Genomic DNA, 18,349 nt, shown 5'->3' with positions numbered 1-18,349 from the left:
ACATATGCAGACGATGAAGGGCCCCGGCCTGTTCCTGGCGCAATTCGTGGGAACGGATGCGCCATTCGACAGCTGGGACGCGATCACCGCCTGGGCGGCCCGATGCGGCTATCTGGGCGTGCAGGTGCCTTCGGGGGCCGGGGCGCTGCTGGATCTGGACCGCGCGGCGCAATCGCGCGGTTATTGCGACGAACTGGCGGGGCAGGCCGCGGCCAATGGCGTCGCCATCACCGAGCTTTCGGCCCATGTGCAGGGCCAGCTTGTGGCCGTCCATCCCGCCTATGACGACATGTTCGACGGTTTCGCGCCCACTGCCCTGCGCGGCAATCCCAAGGCGCGTCAGGAATGGGGGGTCGATCAGGTCATCAAGACCATCGACGCCTCGGCCAATCTGGGGTTGGACCGGATGGCGGCATTTTCCGGCGCGCTGGCCTGGCCCTATCTCTATCCATGGCCGCAGCGCCCCGCCGGTCTGGTCGAGGCGGCCTTCGACGAACTGGCCGCGCGGTGGCGTCCGATCCTGGATCATGCCGACAGCCGGGGCGTCGACATCTGCTTCGAGATCCATCCTGGCGAAGACCTGCATGACGGCGCGACCTTCGAGATGTTCCTGGACCGCCTGGACCAGCATCCCCGCGCCATGATGCTGTACGATCCGTCGCATTACCTGCTGCAGCAGCTGGATTACCTGCAGAACCTGGACATCTATGCCGACCGCATCGGCATGTTCCACGTCAAGGATGCCGAATTCAATCCGACGGGCCGTCAGGGCGTCTATGGCGGCTATCAGTCTTGGATCGACCGCGCCGGGCGCTTCCGCAGCCTTGGCGACGGGCAGGTGGATTTCAAGGCGATCTTCTCCAAGCTGACGACGATGGGTTTCGACGGTTGGGCCGTGGTGGAATGGGAATGCGCGCTGAAGCACCCCGAGGACGGCGCCCGCGAAGGGGCCGCCTTCGTGCGCGATCACATCATCCGCGTCACGGACCGTGCCTTCGACGATTTCGCCGATGGCGGCACCGATGACGCCGCCAACCGCCGGATGCTGGGGCTGGAGGTTTGACCATGGAACGACATATCCCCATCCGCCTTGGCATGGTCGGCGGCGGCGCAGGCGCCATGATCGGCAATGTGCATCGCATCGCGGCACGTCTGGACGGTCAGTTCGACCTGGTGGCGGGGGCGCTGTCCTCGACCCCCGAAAAGGCGAAGGCCAGCGCGGCCGAGGTCGGCATCGCCCGCAGCTATGACGATTACGAAGCCATGGCACGCGACGAGGCCGCGCGCCCGGACGGCATCCAGGCGGTGTCCATCTGCACGCCGAACCACCTGCATTTTCCGGTGGCCAAGGCGTTCCTGGCGCAAGGCATCCATGTCATCTGCGACAAGCCGATGACTGCCACGCTGGATCAGGCCCGCGACCTGGTCGATCTGGCCCGCGCCTCGGATGCACTGTTCATCCTGACCCACAATTATTCCGCCTATCCGCAGATCCGTCAGGCCCGCGCCATGATCGCGCGCGGGGATCTGGGCCGGATCCGTCTGGTGCAGGCCGAATATGCCCAGGACTGGCTGACCGAAGATACCGACAGCAAGCAGGCCGAATGGCGGGCCGATCCGGTCAAGGCTGGCGCGGGCGGGGCCATCGGTGACATCGGCACCCATGCCTTCCAGCTGGCGCGTTTCGTCACCGGCATGCGGCCTGAACGGCTGGCGGCGGATCTGTCCAGTTTCGTCCCTGGACGCCGGCTGGACGACAACGCCCATATCATGATGCGATATGCCAGCGGGGCCAAGGGGATGCTTTGGGCGTCGCAGGTCGCGCCTGGCACCGAAAACGGGCTGAAGCTGCGCATCTATGGCGATAAGGGCGGGCTGGAATGGGCCCATGAGACGCCCGAGACGCTGTGGTTCACGCCCTTTGGTCAGCCGACGCAAAAGCTGCGCCGCGCAGGCCCCGGCAGCGTGGTCAAGGGCAGCCGCGTGCCCCCCGGCCACCCCGAGGGCTATCTGGAAGGCTTTGCCAATCTTTATGCCGAAGCTGCCGCCGCGATCCGCAGCGGCACCCGCCCCGATACCCTGCCGGGGGTCGAGGACGGGCTGGAAGGGCTGTATTTCATTGATGCCTGCATCCGGTCGAACGATGCGGATGCGGTCTGGGTGCAGGTGATGCCATGACCGATCCCGTTCTGGCGCTGGACGGCGTCACCAAATCCTTTGGTCCCATCGAGATCCTGCACGGCGTCGATTTCGCCCTGCGCCCCGGAGAGGTCCATGCCTTGATCGGCGAAAACGGCGCGGGCAAGTCGACGACCATGAAGATCCTGGCCGGTTACCTCGACCCGACGGGCGGGCAGGTGATGCTGGACGGCAAGCCCATCGCCTTTGCCGGGTCCGACCAGGCCGAGGATCTGGGCGTCATCATGATCCATCAGGAATTCAACCTGGCCGAACATCTGTCGGTCGATCAGAACGTCTTTCTGGGCCGCGAAATGACAAAGGGTTGGCGGCTGGACCACAAGGCCATGCGCGACCGCACTGCCGACCTGTTGAAGCGCCTGCAATGCCGCGTCGATCCGGGGGCGCGGGTGTCGGGGATTTCGGTTCCCGACAAGCAGATGGTGGAAATCGCCAAGGCCCTGTCGCGCAAGGCGCGGGTGCTGATCATGGACGAACCCACCGCCGTCCTGACCGAGCGCGAGACTGAGATCCTGTTCGAACAGGTCGAACGCCTGCGCGCCGAGGGCGTGGCGATCCTTTACACCTCGCACAAGCTGGGCGAGGTCAAGCGTATTGCCGACCGCGTTACGGTTCTACGTGACGGGACTATGGTGCGCTCTGACCTGACGGCTGACGTGACCGAGGATGACATGGCCGCCGCCATGGTCGGCCGCGAGCTGTCGGACCTGTTCCCGCCCAAGGTGACGGGCAGTGACGAACCCATCCTGACCGCGCGCAACATCACCGTGCCGGGCATCGTCCACGATGCCAGCCTGACCCTGCACAAGGGCGAGGTACTGGGTATTGGCGGGCTGGTCGGATCGGGCCGGACCGAACTGGCCGAGGCGATCGCCGGTTTGCGCCCCCGCAGCGGCACCGTGACGCTGATGGATCACGACCTGCCCGCAAATGACGTGGCGCAGGCGATGAAAGCCGGGCTGGCCTATCTGACCGAAGATCGCAAAGGCGCGGGCCTGCTGCTGGACAAGTCGCTGCGCGAGAACCTGACGCTGCCGCTGCTGGAAACCTTCGGCAGTCCGCTGATCGACCGTAAGCGTGAGGAAGCGGCGCTGGACCGCGCCATCGAGGATTTCGCCATCCGTGCGCCTGCGCGCGACATGGCGGTGGGCGACCTTTCGGGCGGCAACCAGCAAAAGCTGTTGCTGGCCAAGACATTGCTGTCGGACCCGCAGGTCGTCATCATCGACGAACCGACGCGCGGCATCGACATCGGCACGAAACAACAGATCTATACCCTGATCGCCAAGCTGGCCGCCGAAGGGCGCAGCATCATCGTCATCTCCTCGGAAATGCCCGAGCTGATCGGCCTCGCCTCGCGCGTGGTGGTCATGCATGCGGGTCGCATCGCGGGGGAACTGGCGGGTGCCGACGTCACCGAAGGCGGCATCGTGCGCCTGGCCATGGGCATGGACGGAACATCAAAGGACAGTGCAGCATGAGCACCCTTCGCAACATGCGGCAGAACCTGCCGGTCATCGCGCCCATCGTGGCGCTGGTGGTGCTGATCCTGATCGGGATCGCGCTGAACCCCAACTTCCTCAGCTATGCCAACATCACGAACGTGCTGGCACGGTCGGCCTTCATCGGCATCATCGCCATCGGCATGACCTTCGTCATCACCGCGGGCGGGCTGGACCTGTCGGTCGGGTCGATGGCGGCCTTCGTCGCCGGCCTGATGATCCTGGTGATGAACCTGCTGACCGACAGCATGGGGCAGGGGCTGCCGGTCATCGTGATCGGCATCGGGCTGGCGCTGGCGGTGGGCATCCTTGCGGGCTTCATTAATGGCATCCTGATCACGCGGGCGGGGATCGAGGCCTTCATCCTGACGCTTGGCACCATGGGCATCTATCGCAGCCTGGTCACCTGGCTGGCCGATGGCGGCACCCTGTCCCTGGGCTATGAGATGCGCGAAATGTACCGCCCCGTCTATTACGGCGGCATCATGGGGCTCAGCTGGCCGATCATCGTCTTTGCGGCCCTGGCCATCCTGGGCGAGATCACCATGCGCCACACCGCCTTCGGCCGCCATTGCGCCGCCATCGGATCGAACGAGAAGGTGGCGCGCTATTCCTCGGTCGCGGTCACGCGGGTCAAGCTGGCGACCTATGTGCTGCTGGGGCTGCTGGTGGGCATCGCGGTCGTCATGTACGTCCCGCGCCTTGGTTCCGCATCGGCCACCACCGGTCTTCTGTGGGAGCTGGAGGCCATCGCGGCCGTCATCATCGGCGGCACGCTGCTCAAAGGCGGCTTCGGCCGGGTCTGGGGCACCGTCGTGGGCGTGCTGATCCTGTCGCTGATCGGCAACCTGCTGAACCTGACCGATGTCGTCAGCCCCTATCTGAACGGTGCCATCCAGGGCGTCGTCATCATCCTTGCCGTCGTGCTGCAACGAAACACCGGCACCGCGCGCTGATTTTCACCTGTGGGAGGAGCAACCACCATGAAAAAGACACTGATCGCCACCACCGCCCTGATCGGGCTGACCGCCATGCCGGCGCTGTCGGAAACCATCGGGATTTCCATCCCGGCGGCGACCCATGGCTGGGCCGGGGCGCTGAACTTTCACGCCGAACGCACGGTCGAGCGGTTGAAGGAAGCCAATCCCGACCTGGATTTCGTGCTGACCACGACCTCCGATCCCGGCCAGCAGGTGTCGGACCTGGAGGACATGGTCGCGACCCGCGGCATCGACGCGCTGGTCGTGCTGCCCTTTGAATCCGAACCCCTGACCGGGCCGATCCAGCGCATCGCCGACAGCGGCGTCTGGGTCACCGTCGTCGATCGCGGCCTGGCGCAGAAGGGGATCGAGGATCTGTATGTCGCGGGCGACAATGACAGCTTTGGTCGCACGGCGGGCACCTATTTCGCCGACACGCTGGACGAAGGCGCCAAGATCGTCGTGATGCGCGGCATCGCCTCGACCGTGGACAATGAACGCGTCGCGGGTTTCGAAGCGGCCTTGGACGGGTCGGGGATCGAGGTCCTGGCCATGGATCACGGCAACTGGAACCGTGATACCGCCTTCAACCTGATGCAGGATTACCTGTCGCGCTTCCCGGAAATCGACGCGGTCTGGGCCGCTGATGACGACATGGCCGTCGGCGCCCTGGCCGCCATCGAACAGGCGGGCCGCGAGGGCGAGATGATCGTCGTGGGCGGTGCCGGCATGAAAGAGATGGTCGACCGCATCCGCAACAACGACGAGACCGTCCCGGTCAACGTCACCTATCCCCCCGCCATGATCTCGACCGCGATCGAGATGACGGCGATGGGCCTGACCTCGGGGGCGCCCTTCAGCGGCGATTTCATCATCGCATCGCAGCTGATCACGCCCGAGAACGCCGAGGATTTCTATTTCGAGGACAGCCCTTACTGATCCTCTGACGATCCGTGGCGCGGGCATTCCGCGCCACGGGGACCGCACCCCTTGGAGGAGGGGTCGTCCGCCCCGTGATGTAAACGGTTACAGTCACGGCCTTGGGCCAGACACCACGAATGGGAGGAGACATGACCGATTTGTCGGATCGCAATGCTGCAACCCGCGGCCTCAGCCGTCGGCACCTGTTTCAGGGCGCCGCGGCGCTTGGCGCGGGTCTGGCGGGGGCCCAGGCGGCCCATGCGCAGGGCGCCGCAGCGGACGCCGCGCTGAAAGGCAACATCAACCACTCGGTCGCGCGCTGGACCTTCGGCGACATGCCGCTGGCCGATCTCTGCGTCATGGCCCGCGACATGGGCCTGAAGGCGATCGACCTTTGCGGCCCGGACGACTGGCCGGTGCTGAAGGAACACGGGCTGGACAGTTCGATGTGCAACGGCGCCGAAATCAGCCTTGAGGCCGGATGGGCCGATCCCGCCAACCATGACGACCTCATCCGCCGCTATCGCGACCATATCGGGCTGGTGGCCGATGCGGGTTATCGCAACCTGATCTGCTTCAGCGGCAATCGCGGGTCGATCAGCGATGAACAGGGGTTGGAAAACTGCGCGGCGGGCCTGTCGCAGATCCTGCCGCAAGCGCAGGAAGCGGGCGTCACCCTGGTGATGGAGCTGCTGAACAGCCGCGTCGATCACCCCGACTATATGTGCGACCGCAGCGCATGGGGGGTGGCGCTGTGCGAACGTCTGGGGTCGCCGAATTTCGGGCTGCTCTATGACATCTATCACATGCAGATCATGGAAGGTGATGTCATCCGCACGATCACCGACCACCATGACTGGTTCGCCCATTACCACACGGCGGGCAATCCGGGCCGTCACGAACCGGATGACGGCCAGGAACTGAACTATCCGGCGATTTGCCGGGCCATCCGCGACACGGGCTTTCAGGGCTATGTGGCGCAGGAATTCATCCCCTCGGGCACGGGACAACAGGCGGCGGACGCGTTGCGCGACGCCGTCCGCACCTGTGACGTCTGAGGCATCAAGCGATTTCGAAAGGACAGCCAGATGGCAGATAACATGCATTACGACGCGATCGTCGTGGGTTCGGGCATCAGCGGCGGTTGGGCCGCCAAGGAACTGACCGAAAAGGGTCTGAAGGTTCTGATGCTGGAACGCGGCCGCAACATCGAACATCTGACCGATTACGTGAACGCCGACAAGGAAGCCTGGGATTACCCCCATCGCGGCACCGCCACGGTCGAGATGAAGGACAATTACCCGGTTTTGCAACGCGACTATCCGCTCAACGAACAGACCTATGGCATGTGGGCCAACGAACAGGAGAACCCCTATACCGAAGAAAAGCGCTTCGACTGGTTCCGCGCCTATCACGTGGGCGGGCGGTCGCTGCTGTGGGGTCGCCAGACCTATCGTCTGTCGGATATCGACTTTGCCGCCAACGCCAGGGAAGGCATCGCGACCGACTGGCCGATCCGCTATGCCGATATTGCGCCCTGGTACGACCATGTGGAACGCTTTGCCGGCATTTCCGGCAAGAACGAAGGGCTTGAACAGCTGCCCGACGGCCAGTTCCTGCCGCCCATCCCGCTGAACGTCGTGGAAAAGGACGTGGCCGCGCGCCTGCAGAAGGCCTTTGGCGGGACGCGCCACCTGATCAATTCGCGCTGCGCCAACATCACCCAGCCCAAGCCGGAACAGAACCGCGTCAACTGCCAGTATCGCAACAAATGCTGGCTGGGCTGCCCTTATGGCGCCTATTTCAGCACGCAATCGGCGACGCTGCCGGTGGCGATGGCGACGGGCAACCTGACGGTGCGGCCCTTCTCGATCGTGCGGCAGGTGATTTATGACAAGGATGCCAAGCGCGCCAAGGGCGTCGAGATCATCGATGCCGAAACCAACATGACCTATGAATACACCGCCGACGTGGTTTTCCTGAATGCGTCCAGCTTCAATTCGACCTGGATCATGATGAATTCGGCCACGGATGTCTGGGACGGCGGTCTGGGGTCGTCCTCGGGCGAACTGGGCCACAACGTCATGGACCACCATTTCCGCGTCGGCGCCGAGGGCCGGGTCGAGGGTTTTGACGACAAGTATTACTTCGGTCGTCGCCCCGCGGGCTTCTATATCCCCCGCTTCCGCAACCTTGGCGGCGAGGAACGCCCTTATACCCGCGGCTTCGGCTATCAGGGATCGGCCAGCCGCCAGGGCTGGAAGCGCGAGATCGCCGAGTTGAACATCGGTGCCGATATGAAGGAGGCGCTGTCGCGTCCGGGCGACTGGACCATCGGCATGACCGGTTTCGGGGAAATGCTGCCCGACCACGCCAACCACATCGCGCTGGATCATTCCGTCACCGACAAATGGGGCATGCCCGTCCTGAAGATCAGCGTCGAGCTGGGCGAGAACGAGCGCCAGATGCGCAAGGACATGCAGCAGGACGCCGTCGACATCTTCGAGGCGGCGGGCGTCAAGGACGTCAAACCCACCGAGAGCGATTACGCCCCCGGCATGGGCATCCATGAAATGGGCACGGCGCGGATGGGCAAGGACCCCAAAACGTCGGTCCTGAACGCGCATAACCAAGTCTGGGACGCGCCGAACGTCTATGTGACGGACGGGGCCTGCATGACCTCGGCCAGCTGCGTGAACCCGTCGCTGACCTATATGGCGCTGACCGCCCGCGCCGTCGATCACGCCGTCAAGGCCCGCAAAGCAGGAGACCTGTGATGAACCGCCGCCAACTTCTGACCATGATCGCCGCCATGACCGGAACGGCCATGATGGGGACCACCCGCGCCTTCGCCTATCTGCCGACCGAAACCGGCAAGAACATCTTCACCGACGAAGACGCTGCCTTCCTGGACGAGGTGGCCGAGGTGATCATCCCCGCCACCGACACGCCCGGTGCCAAGGATGCGGGCGTCGGCGCCTTCATGACGGTCTTCGTCAGCGACTGCTATACCAAGGAGGAGCAGGACGATTTCCGCGCCGGCATGGAGCAGTTGAAAACCGAGGCCGAGGCGACCGGCAAGGCCTTTGGCGACATGTCCGCCGACGAACGCCAGGCCTTCCTGCAGGGCGTCGTTCCGCAGGCGCGCGCGCAGGCCAAGGTCGTCGAGGAGGCCAAGGAACGCGCCAAGCAGAGCCAGGATCAGCAGTCCAATGCCGATCAGGTGGGCGAAGCCGCGACGGCGGAGATGGCCGAAGCCTTGCCCAAGCTGCATTGGTACACGCCCTTGGAACAGCTGACCCTGTTCGGCTTCTTCACCTCGGAAACCGGTGCCACAGAGGTGCTGCGCTATGAGCCTGTGCCGGGCGAATATATCGGCGATCTGGATTACGACGGCGAACCTGCCTGGGCCACCTGAGCCACCTTCCACGGCCCCGCCAGCGCGGGGCCGTTTTCCCTTTCATCCCCGAGGTCATTCATGAAAACCACCTTCATCATCGCCGCCAGCATCGCCCTGACCGGCACCGCAGTCATCGCCCAGGAAACCCCCCAGCCGCAGGAAACCCGCGAGGAACGCGTCGCCCGATCCGCCGTGACCGAGATCTGGGAGCCCGTTCCCGAAACCGTCCAGACCCCCGAAGGTGCCCCGCCATCCGATGCCGTGGTGCTGTTCGACGGTTCCAACCTGGACGCTTGGGAGGCGAAAGAGGGTGGGGCTGCCGAATGGCTGGTCGAAGACGGCGTCATGTCCGTCGCGCGCGGCAAGGGTGACATCCGCACCAAGGACAACTTCTGCGACGTGCAACTGCATGTCGAATGGCGCTCGCCCGCCAACGATCAGGGCCATGACGGACAGGATCGTGGCAACAGCGGCGTCTTCCTGCAGGAACGCTATGAGGTTCAGGTCCTGGACGGATCGGACAACCCGACCTATGTGAACGGCCAGCCGGCCTCGATCTACAAGCAGCATCCGCCGCTGGTGAACGCGTCGCGCGCGCCGATGGAATGGCAAAGCTATGACATCATCTTCCAGGCGCCGATCTTTGCCGAAGATGGCGAATTGCGTCGCCCGGCCTATGTCACGGTGATGCATAACGGCGTCGTCGTGCAGAACCACGCCCAGATCCAGGGCGCGACCGAATGGATCGGCTATCCCGCCTATCAGGCGCATGACTGCGCGCCGATCTCGCTGCAGGATCACGATTCCGACGTCAGCTATCGCAACATCTGGGTCCGCCCGATGTGACCATGAAAAAGGGCCGCGCATGACGCGCGGCCCAAGTCACCTGTCCGGCAGGGAGGAGATGTCAGCGCGATGCGCCGTCCGGCAGGTGTTCGGTCAGGAAGGTGGCGCCGGTCATCACGACCTGGGCCGCATCGATCGGCTGGTCATGTTCGATGATGTACCATTCGGCACCCGCTTCCTCGGCGGCGGGCAGGATCGCGTCCCAATCCAGCACGCCCTCGCCAAGCGCCTTGAAGCCGCGCTCGTCCTCGGCCTCGCCTTCGGGGGCGTTGTCCTTGGCGTGGATGGCAAAGACGCGGTCGTCGAAGCGGCCCAGGTATTCGACCGGGTCAAGACCGCCGCGCGCGACCCAGGCCAGGTCCAGTTCGGCCATGACGTCGTCGCCGGCGGCCTCGAACAGGATCTCCAGCGCGGTGCGTCCGTCAAATTCGACCATTTCGAAATCGTGGTTGTGATAGGCCAGCGTCATGTCCTGGTCGTCCAGCGCGTCGCTGATGGTGGCCAGTTCCTGACCCAGCTCGGTCCAGCCGGCCGCGTCGGTGGGGCGCTGTTCCTCGGCCAGATAGGGAACGGTGATGACGTCGTTGCCGATCGCCTTGTTGAAGGCGATGACCGCATCCAGGTCGCCGCGCAGATCGTCTAACTGGGCATGGGTCGAGATGGCCTCGATGTCATGCGCCTCCAGGGCGGCCTTCAGGGTCTCGGCGTCGGTATCCTGCATGCCGACCGTCTCGACGGCGGTGACGCCCGCGGCCTGCACCGCGGCCAGCTGTTCGTCCAGCGTACCGTGATCGCGCAGCGTATACATCTGGACCGCGATCGGCAGCTCGCCCGTTTCGCGGGCCTGTGCCATCGGCGCGACCACGGCCATGGCCAACAGCGAAACGCCGCCCGTGCGGGCATATCTGGTGATCGTCATGAATTCCTCCTAGTTCGGCCCCTCTCCTCAGGGGTTGATGCCTATGTAATGGATTTCATAACTGATGAAAAGGATTACATTGATGCATGTCGCCCGGGATCGTGGACCACGCCCTGTTCTTGGCAGTGTAATGCCTTTCACCCTTTCGCCCCGTTGCGGCACGTCACAGGTTGATCATCCGACCAATCCGCCCTAGGCACCCGCTGCCCCTTACCCCGAGGACATCATGGCCCAGAACGACCTTGAAGCCCGCCACCTGGATACGCTCGATCGCGATCTTGGCAGATTCTCCAACCTGGAACTTGCAACCGCCTATGTGTCCCGGCCCCTGGTCGCACCGGGGATCGCGCTGGTCTTCGTGCTGCTGGCGGGGCTTGGTGCCCTGATGGCCTTCGGGGCCGCCAGCAACGGCCTGATCGTCGCGATGGCGGCCATCTTCGGCGCCTACATGGCACTGAACATCGGCGCCAACGACGTGGCCAACAACATGGGTCCCGCCGTGGGGGCCAATGCCCTGACCATGGGCGGCGCCATCGCCATCGCCGCCATCTTCGAAACAGCCGGCGCCCTGATCGCGGGCGGCGACGTCGTCGGCACGATTTCCAAGGGGATCATCGCGCCCGACAGCATCGGGACCCAGCAGGTGTTCATCTGGGCCATGCTGGCGGCGCTGTTGTCTTCGGCGCTGTGGGTGAACCTTGCCACCTGGATCGGCGCTCCGGTCTCGACCACGCATTCGGTTGTGGGCGGCGTCGTCGGCGCGGGTATCGCGGCGGCGGGATTTGCCGCCGTCAATTGGCCGATGATGGGCAAGATCGCGGCCAGCTGGGTGATCTCACCGCTGCTGGGCGGTCTGATCGCGGCGGGTTTCCTGTGGTTCATCAAGGCACGCATCATCTATCGCGATGACAAGATCGCGGCGGCACGGGTCTGGGTGCCGGTGCTGATCGGGGTCATGGCCGGGGCGTTTTCATCCTATCTGGCGCTGAAGGGCCTGAAGAAGGTGGTCGAGATCAGCTTTGGCATGTCGCTGCTGATCGGTCTGTTGATGGGCCTTGCCAGCTGGATGGCCATGATACCGATCATCCGTCGCCAATCGCGCGGTCTCGAGAACCGCAACAAGTCGCTGAAGGTTCTGTTCGGCATTCCGCTGGTCGTGTCGGCCGCGCTGCTCAGCTTTGCGCATGGGGCCAATGACGTGGCCAATGCCGTGGGCCCGCTGGCGGCCATCGTGCAGGCTTCGCAGTCGGGGCTGATCAATGCTGATGTGGCGATCCCCTTCTGGGTCATGCTGATCGGGGCCTTCGGTCTGTCCTTCGGCCTGTTCCTGTTCGGCCCCAAGCTGATCCGCATGGTGGGCAGCCAGATCACCAAGCTGAACCCGATGCGTGCCTATTGCGTGTCGCTGTCGGCGGCGCTGACGGTGATCGTGGCCAGCTGGCTGGGCCTGCCGGTCAGTTCCACCCATATCGCGGTCGGCGCGATCTTCGGCGTCGGCTTCTTCCGCGAATGGGACGCCGAGCGTCGTCTGCGCAAGGCTCAGGGCCACGCCCCCGAACGCCCGCGCCTGGGCCCCGAGGAACGCAGCCGGCGCAAGCTGGTACGCCGGTCGCATGTGATGACCATCGCCGCGGCCTGGGTGGTGACGGTGCCCGCGGCGGCGGGACTGTCGGCGGTCCTGTTCCTGGGGCTGCGCGCAATCGGCGGCTAGGCCGCGCGACAGGCGTCCAGCCAGCGGTTCAGCACCGCAAGGGCAGGCGCCTCGTCCAGCCAGGGGATATGGGCGCGGTCGGGAACCTGGGCCAGCAGCATGTCGGGGCGGTGCTGCTGCATCCGGGCGGTCGTTTCCGGCGATAACAGGTCCGAATTCGCCCCCCGGATCAGCGCGGCGGGCAGGCCGCGGGTCGCATCCCACAATGGCCACAAATCGACCGGGTCACCTGCAAAAGCCGCAAGGAACGCGTCGCGCAGGGCAGGGTCGTAGTTGATCCGCAGCCCGTCGGGCGTGGCGTGATAATGGCGACGCACATCCTCCAGCCAACGGCCTTCGGGGACATTGGCAAAACCCGCCATCAGGTCGGGCAGGCGCGCGGCCAGATCCTCGGGCGTTCGGGCCGAGGGGTTGCGCCCCAGATAATCGAAGATCCGCTGCAGCCCGCCCTGTGCGATTTCCGGGCCGACATCGTTCAGGCACAGGCCCAGCATCCGGTCATGTGCCGTGGCCGCCATGAACAGACCGTTCAACCCCCCACGCGAGGTCCCAAGAATGGCCGCACGGTCGATGCCCAGATGGTCCAACAGCTCGATTGCGTCTCGTGATTCCCGCGGAACGGTATAGGTTTCGGCCCCGGTCCAGTCAGATGCACCCCGCCCGCGGTAATCCATGCGGATCATGCGGATGCCGGACAGATGCGGCGTGACATAGTCGAAATCGGCCATGGTGCGGGTCAGCCCCGCCAAACATAGGACCGGCATCCCCCGACCCTGATCGTCGAAGGCGATCCGGGCCCCGTCACTGGCATGAAAATAGGGCATTGCTTACCTCTCCATCTGTCGCGACGGGGCCGGGGGGCGATTACAGATTTTCGGATTGCGGCATGCCCAGCACGTGATAGCCGCCATCGACGGTGACGATTTCACCCGTGGTGCAGGCGCCCCAATCCGACAGCATCCAGATGGCGGTACCGCCAATGGCCTCCAGCGTGGCATTGGCGCGTAGGGGGGCGTTCGCCTCGGTGTGGCGGAAGGTCTTGCGCGCACCGCCGATGGCGGCACCGGCCAGCGTTTTCATGGGGCCGGGGCTGATCGCGTTCACGCGGATGTTGTCCGGACCCAGATCGTTGGCCAGATAGCGCACGCTGCTTTCCAGCGCGGCCTTGGCGACGCCCATGACGTTGTAGAAAGGCGTCACGCGGTTCGATCCACCATAAGTCAGGGTAATGATCGACCCGCCTTCGGTCATCAAGGGATGGGCGCGGCGGGCGACCTCGATCAGGGAATAGCAGCTGATCTCGAGGCTGCGCTTGAAGTTGGCGCGGCTGGTATTCATGAACCGGCCGGTCAGTTCGTCCTTGTTGGAGAATGCGATGGCGTGGATGACGAAATCAAGTTTGCCCCAACGTTCGCCAATGGCGGCAAATGCCGCCTCCAGCGACGCATCGTCGGTGACATCGACATCCACCAGGAAATCCGACCCGACGGAAGCGGCAAGCGGTTCGACCCGCTTGCCGAATGCCTCGCCCTGATAGGAAAAGGCCAGCTCGGCCCCTTCAGCGGCTGCGGCCTTTGCAATGCCCCATGCGATGGACCGCTCATTGGCGACCCCCATCACAAGCCCGCGCTTGCCCTTTAGAAGATCGCCCATGACCGGCTCCAATATTATTTTTGCTGTTAGTCCTGATAGCGGGACATCAGCAGAGAGGCGTTCGTCCCCCCGAAGCCGAAGCTGTTCGACAGGATCGAATCCAACCCTGCGTTGTCCACACGGCTGGTTGCAATCTCGCCCGATTGAATCTCGGGGTCCAGAGTGGTCACGTTCGCCGAGGCTGCAATGAAGTCATTTTGCAACATAAGCAGGCTGTAGATCGCCTCGTGGACGCCCGTCGCGCCCAGGCTGTGACCGGTCAGGGATTTGGTCGAGCTGACGGGGGGCGTCGTGCCTTCGCCGAAGATGCGGCGGATGGCCTGGATCTCGCCCAGATCGCCCACCGGGGTCGAGGTCCCATGCGCGTTCACATAGCTGACCTTGCGGCCTTCGGGCAGGGTGTCCATGGCGACGCGCATCGCCCGTTCGCCACCCTCGCCCGAGGGGGCGACCATGTCGTATCCATCGCTGGTGGCACCGTAACCGGTGACCTCGGCATAGATCTTGGCACCCCGCGCCAAGGCGTGGGACAGTTCCTCCAGCACGACGACGCCGCCGCCGCCCGAGATGACAAAGCCGTCGCGGGTCGCGTCATAGGGGCGCGACGCGGTTTCCGGCGTGTCATTGTATTTCGACGACATCGCGCCCATTGCGTCAAACAGGCACGACAGCGTCCAGTCCAGCTCCTCGCCGCCGCCGGCAAAGACGATGTCCTGCTTGCCCATCTGGATCTGCTCGACCCCGTTGCCGATGCAATGGGCGGATGTCGCGCAGGCCGAGGTGATGGAATAGTTCACGCCCTTGATCTTGAAGGGCGTCGCAAGGCAGGCCGAATTGGTGGACGACATGCAGCGCGTCACCATGAAGGGGCCCATGCGCTTGGGCGCGCCCTTTTCGATGACGATGCGATGCGCCTCGAAGAAATTGCTGGTCGAAGGACCGCCCGAGCCCATGATCAGGCCGGTGCGCGGGTTCGACACATCGCCTTCCTCAAGCCCGCTATCCTTGATCGCCTGTTCCATGGCGATGAAGTTATAGGCCGCGCCCGGACCCATGAAGCGCAGGTTGCGCTTGTCGATGTGATCCTCCAGCGTGATCTGCGGCATGCCGTGGACCTGGCTGCGAAAGCCGTGTTCGGCATATTCGGGCGCGAAGACGATGCCCGACTTGCTGTTCTTCAGGCTGGCGGTGACCTCATCGGCGTTGTTGCCGATGGGTGAAACGATCCCTAGCCCGGTGATGACGACGCGTCGCATGGGGGCCTCCTTCGATGTGAATGGTGTCAGCTGGCCGAAAGGGCCACTTTCATGTCCTTGACCAGATAAATGACCTCGCCATCGGCCTCGACCCGGCCATCGGCCACGCCCATGGTCAGGCGACGCGTCTGGACAGCCTTGGTGAAATCGACGTGATAGGTCAGCAGCTTGCGGTCGGGGCGGACCATGCCGGTCAGCTTGACCTCTCCGACGCCCAAGGCATAGCCGCGGCCTTCCCAGCCGCGCCAGCCCAGGTTGAAGCCGGTCAGCTGCCACAGACCGTCAAGGCCAAGGCAGCCGGGCATGATGGGGTTGCCGGGGAAATGGCAGCCGAAGAACCACAGGTCCGGATTGATGTTGAATTCGGCGGTGATATGGCCCTTGCCATGTTCGCCACGGTCCTCGGACACGTCAGTGATGCGATCCATCATCAGCATCGGCGGTTCGGGCAGCTGCGCATTGCCGGGGCCAAACAGCTCTCCGCGGGCGCAGGCGAGCAGATCGTCGCGGTCGAAGCTGGTCTTGGTCATCGCCATGCGTAGGGGCCTTCCGTTTACGGCCCTTGGGCCGGTCGTGTTTTGTGATTGCCGAAGCGTCTATCATCTGGGGTCAAGATGGCGCAAGGGCAAGCAAAATGCCATCAGAACCATTGTCCGGGTTCCATCAGCCCCAGATCCATCAGCTGCTGCGCCCGCCAGTCGAACCTGTGAGAGTTGCGCCAGGTCATGTCGCGCACACGCTCGCGCGATCCGGGATTGGTGGCCAGCGCCTTGGCCACCCGGAAGGACGCGATGGCCGCCGTCAGGTTGTGGTGCCAAGGGCAGGCATAGGTGTTGTATTCCTCGATCGAGAAGCGGTGATCGGGGGTCACCTTCAGATCGGTGGCGGCACGGAACAGGGCGATGCGGTCGATGCGGCGTCGGTCGGCGGGCAGGAATTCCTCGTATCGCCAGCGCAGCCCGCCGTGGAAATCCAGCTGGCGTTCCCTGTGCTGCCCGCCCGGCCCCTTGCGGCCAAGCGCGTAATAGCCGGTCCTGTCGAACATGGCGTTGTCCGGATCGACGCCGTTCGGCGCCCGCGTCAGGTCCGGCGCATAGAGGTCGACCACATAGGTCAACATCGCGCTGCGCCGTTCCTCGGTGTGGAAGGTGAGCAGTTCACCGACCGTCCGGCTTTCGCTGAAGGGATAGAACAGGAATTCGGCGTTGAAGCCGTAATACAGCCAGGTCCCCGGCGGAACGGCCTTGATGACGCCGTTCACCCCCGCGACATGGGCATTGGGCCGCAGCGTTTCATGCCCCAGTTGGGTCACTTTGGGCAGGATTTCCTCGGGCAAGTCGATCGCCAGGCGCGACAGCAGCAGGATGTGGCGAAATCCGATGTCCAGGTGGTGGCGGACGGTGCGCAGCACCTCGACATCGTCCTCGACCAGGATGATCGCGATGGGCCCCTCGGCCAGTTGCGCGGGCTTGCGCGACAGAAACCCGTCGAAATCCCGGACGGGAAGGACAGGCATCAGCGCATGACCTGCTTGACCTGATCCAGGGCCGCGCGCAGCAGTTCGGGGTTGCTGCCCGCGGTGTCGATCAGGCGACGCAATGTGGCCTTCTGCGCGTCGGGGATCTGCGCCTCGTCGATCATCGCCCGGACGCGGGCGGCGTCAAAGCCCTGTGGCGTCAGCAACGTCTCGATGCGGGCGGCGACGGCCGCGGCATTGGCGGTGTCGGCGGTGGCTTCCGCCGCATCCCTGGCGGCATCGGCTGCGGCCTCGGGGTCGCCGCTTTCGGCGGCGGCGCGGGCTGCGGTGTCGGCGGCATCGATGGCGGCCTCGGCTGCGTCCTCGGCGGCCTGTGCCGCGTCGCTGGCCGGATCGATGTTCGATTCCTCCGATGCTCGGGCGGCTTCGGCGGCGGCGTCGGCGGCGATGGCTGCCGCGTCGGCCGCCGCATCGGCTGCGGCATCGGCTGCGGCCTGGCTTTCGTCGGCGGCGGCTTCCTCGGCGGCGGCATCGGCCTCTTCGGCGGCCCGGTCGGCGACGACGGCGGCCTCTCCGGCAGGTGTCGCGGGCAGGTCGGTCATGGCCGTCTGGTCGGTCGATGGCACATTGCGCTGCATCCACAGCCATCCGCCGGCAACCGCCAGCAGAAGAATCACGACGATCGGCAGTATTCTTCGCATCCCGCACCCCTGAACCGGAAAATCCGTCTTGCGGTCTTCTATGGCACAGCCGGTGCAGCCCGAAAAGCCGCGCAGGCCCGCAACAGGGCGGCCATCGGCACAAAACATGCCCATTTGCGCGCTGATAGCGTCAATTCCGGTTGTATCGGCGGGTCCGCGCCCTTATTTTCCTGTCACCCTTCGTATTGGCTATAAAAGGAGCACCGCCATAGCCCGTCGACCGCATAATGCACCGCCCACCCGTGACACCGGCCCCCGCGTCAACGACCGCATCCGCGTGGCCGAAATCCGCCTGATCGGCGCTGAGGGAGAGAACGTCGGCGTCGTCACGCCTGCCGTCGGCCTTCAGATGGCCCAGGACGCCGGGCTGGATCTGGTCGAGATTTCGCCGAACGCGGCGCCTCCGGTCTGCAAGATCATGGATGTCGGCAAATTCAAATACGAACAGCAGAAGCGTGAAGCCGAAGCGCGCAAGAAGCAGAAGATCATCGAAGTCAAGGAAATCAAGTTCCGTCCCGGGACCGATACCCACGACTATGATGTCAAGATGCGTAGCGTGCTGAAATTCCTGGAAGGTGGCGACAAGGTCAAGGTGACCCTGCGTTTCCGTGGCCGCGAGATGGCCCACCAGGATCTGGGCCTTGAACTGCTGCACCGCGTCCGCGCCGATGTCGAGGAACTGGGCAAGGTCGAATCCATGCCCAAGCTTGAAGGCCGTCAGATGGTCATGATGATCTCTCCGCGCTAGGCTGCAGCTGGTAATGCGACAATTTGGGGGCCGCGT

At 64.5% G+C, this 18,349-nt stretch carries 18 protein-coding genes; 11 read left to right on the top strand and 7 right to left on the bottom strand.

All coding sequences use genetic code 11. The features are described from left to right. Window positions 1-4 precede the first annotated feature (4 nt). The 9 genes from DKT70_RS02205 (at window position 5) to DKT70_RS02165 (ending at window position 9,848) form a co-directional block, all read left to right on the top strand. Complete coding sequence (locus DKT70_RS02205) at window positions 5-1,063, top strand: sugar phosphate isomerase/epimerase family protein (RefSeq protein WP_111557600.1); 1,059 nt, start codon at window positions 5-7, stop codon at window positions 1,061-1,063. Between the two features lie 2 nt (window positions 1,064-1,065). Beyond that, window positions 1,066-2,178 (top strand): Gfo/Idh/MocA family protein, encoded by a 1,113-nt coding sequence (locus DKT70_RS02200; RefSeq protein ID WP_111557599.1) that lies wholly within the window; start codon window positions 1,066-1,068, stop codon window positions 2,176-2,178. Next, complete coding sequence (locus tag DKT70_RS02195) at window positions 2,175-3,680, top strand: sugar ABC transporter ATP-binding protein (protein WP_111557598.1); 1,506 nt, start codon at window positions 2,175-2,177, stop codon at window positions 3,678-3,680. The genes DKT70_RS02200 and DKT70_RS02195 overlap by 4 nt, the downstream gene beginning before the upstream one ends. Then, the gene (locus DKT70_RS02190; protein ID WP_111557597.1) at window positions 3,677-4,657 is read left to right on the top strand and encodes an ABC transporter permease; all 981 of its coding nucleotides are present in this window, start codon (window positions 3,677-3,679) and stop codon (window positions 4,655-4,657) included. Before DKT70_RS02195 ends, DKT70_RS02190 begins: the two co-directional genes overlap by 4 nt. A 27-nt stretch (window positions 4,658-4,684) precedes the next feature. Continuing rightward, on the top strand, window positions 4,685-5,620 hold the full coding sequence (locus tag DKT70_RS02185; protein ID WP_111557596.1) for an ABC transporter substrate-binding protein: 936 nt from the start codon (window positions 4,685-4,687) through the stop codon (window positions 5,618-5,620). Between the two features lie 131 nt (window positions 5,621-5,751). Further along, window positions 5,752-6,660, top strand: coding sequence for a hydroxypyruvate isomerase family protein (locus DKT70_RS02180; RefSeq protein WP_111557595.1), 909 nt, complete (start codon window positions 5,752-5,754; stop codon window positions 6,658-6,660). A 30-nt stretch (window positions 6,661-6,690) separates the two neighbouring features. After that, a complete protein-coding gene (locus DKT70_RS02175) occupies window positions 6,691-8,379 on the top strand; it encodes a GMC oxidoreductase (protein ID WP_111557594.1) in 1,689 nt (562 codons plus the stop codon). Further along, window positions 8,379-9,020 (top strand): gluconate 2-dehydrogenase subunit 3 family protein, encoded by a 642-nt coding sequence (locus tag DKT70_RS02170; protein WP_111557593.1) that lies wholly within the window; start codon window positions 8,379-8,381, stop codon window positions 9,018-9,020. Before DKT70_RS02175 ends, DKT70_RS02170 begins: the two co-directional genes overlap by 1 nt. Before the next feature lie 60 nt (window positions 9,021-9,080). Then, complete coding sequence (locus DKT70_RS02165; RefSeq protein ID WP_111557592.1) at window positions 9,081-9,848, top strand: 3-keto-disaccharide hydrolase; 768 nt, start codon at window positions 9,081-9,083, stop codon at window positions 9,846-9,848. Between the two features lie 61 nt (window positions 9,849-9,909). Here DKT70_RS02165 and DKT70_RS02160 read toward each other — a convergent pair whose 3' ends face one another. Continuing rightward, window positions 9,910-10,767 carry a sugar phosphate isomerase/epimerase family protein gene (locus DKT70_RS02160; protein ID WP_233490388.1) on the bottom strand — a complete coding sequence of 286 codons (858 nt, stop codon included), beginning with the start codon at window positions 10,765-10,767 and terminating at the stop codon, window positions 9,910-9,912. A 226-nt stretch (window positions 10,768-10,993) separates the two neighbouring features. On the opposite strand from DKT70_RS02160, the gene DKT70_RS02155 reads away from it, so the two are divergent. Next, window positions 10,994-12,478, top strand: a complete 1,485-nt coding sequence (locus DKT70_RS02155) for an inorganic phosphate transporter (RefSeq protein WP_111557591.1) — start codon at window positions 10,994-10,996, stop codon at window positions 12,476-12,478. Here the strand turns inward: DKT70_RS02155 and DKT70_RS02150 are convergent. The 6 genes from DKT70_RS02150 to DKT70_RS02125 all read right to left on the bottom strand — a co-directional run bounded on the left by DKT70_RS02150 (window position 12,475) and on the right by DKT70_RS02125 (window position 17,565). Beyond that, complete coding sequence (locus tag DKT70_RS02150; protein ID WP_111557590.1) at window positions 12,475-13,302, bottom strand: alpha/beta fold hydrolase; 828 nt, start codon at window positions 13,300-13,302, stop codon at window positions 12,475-12,477. The genes DKT70_RS02155 and DKT70_RS02150 overlap by 4 nt on opposite strands. A gap of 40 nt (window positions 13,303-13,342) precedes the next feature. After that, complete coding sequence (locus DKT70_RS02145) at window positions 13,343-14,131, bottom strand: enoyl-ACP reductase FabI (RefSeq protein WP_111557589.1); 789 nt, start codon at window positions 14,129-14,131, stop codon at window positions 13,343-13,345. Between the two features lie 26 nt (window positions 14,132-14,157). Then, window positions 14,158-15,387 (bottom strand): beta-ketoacyl-ACP synthase I, encoded by a 1,230-nt coding sequence (gene fabB, locus DKT70_RS02140; RefSeq protein ID WP_111557588.1) that lies wholly within the window; start codon window positions 15,385-15,387, stop codon window positions 14,158-14,160. A 26-nt stretch (window positions 15,388-15,413) separates the two neighbouring features. Next, on the bottom strand, window positions 15,414-15,923 hold the full coding sequence (gene fabA, locus DKT70_RS02135) for a bifunctional 3-hydroxydecanoyl-ACP dehydratase/trans-2-decenoyl-ACP isomerase (RefSeq protein WP_111557587.1): 510 nt from the start codon (window positions 15,921-15,923) through the stop codon (window positions 15,414-15,416). A gap of 104 nt (window positions 15,924-16,027) precedes the next feature. Next, entirely contained in the window at window positions 16,028-16,903 is an 876-nt protein-coding gene (locus DKT70_RS02130; RefSeq protein ID WP_111557586.1) for a glycosyltransferase family 2 protein, read from the bottom strand. Next, window positions 16,903-17,565 carry a hypothetical protein gene (locus DKT70_RS02125; protein WP_111557893.1) on the bottom strand — a complete coding sequence of 221 codons (663 nt, stop codon included), beginning with the start codon at window positions 17,563-17,565 and terminating at the stop codon, window positions 16,903-16,905. Before DKT70_RS02125 ends, DKT70_RS02130 begins: the two co-directional genes overlap by 1 nt. A gap of 184 nt (window positions 17,566-17,749) precedes the next feature. Between DKT70_RS02125 and infC the strand changes: the two genes are divergently transcribed. Beyond that, a complete protein-coding gene (gene infC / locus DKT70_RS02120; RefSeq protein ID WP_456095296.1) occupies window positions 17,750-18,313 on the top strand; it encodes a translation initiation factor IF-3 in 564 nt (187 codons plus the stop codon). The last annotated feature ends 36 nt before the right edge of the window (window positions 18,314-18,349 follow it).

It is taken from the genome of Paracoccus sediminilitoris, assembly GCF_003259195.1.
Taxonomy (GTDB): domain Bacteria; phylum Pseudomonadota; class Alphaproteobacteria; order Rhodobacterales; family Rhodobacteraceae; genus Paracoccus; species Paracoccus sediminilitoris.
The sequence above is the reverse complement of the archived record's forward strand: the minus strand, read 5'-3'. Positions and strand labels throughout refer to the sequence as shown.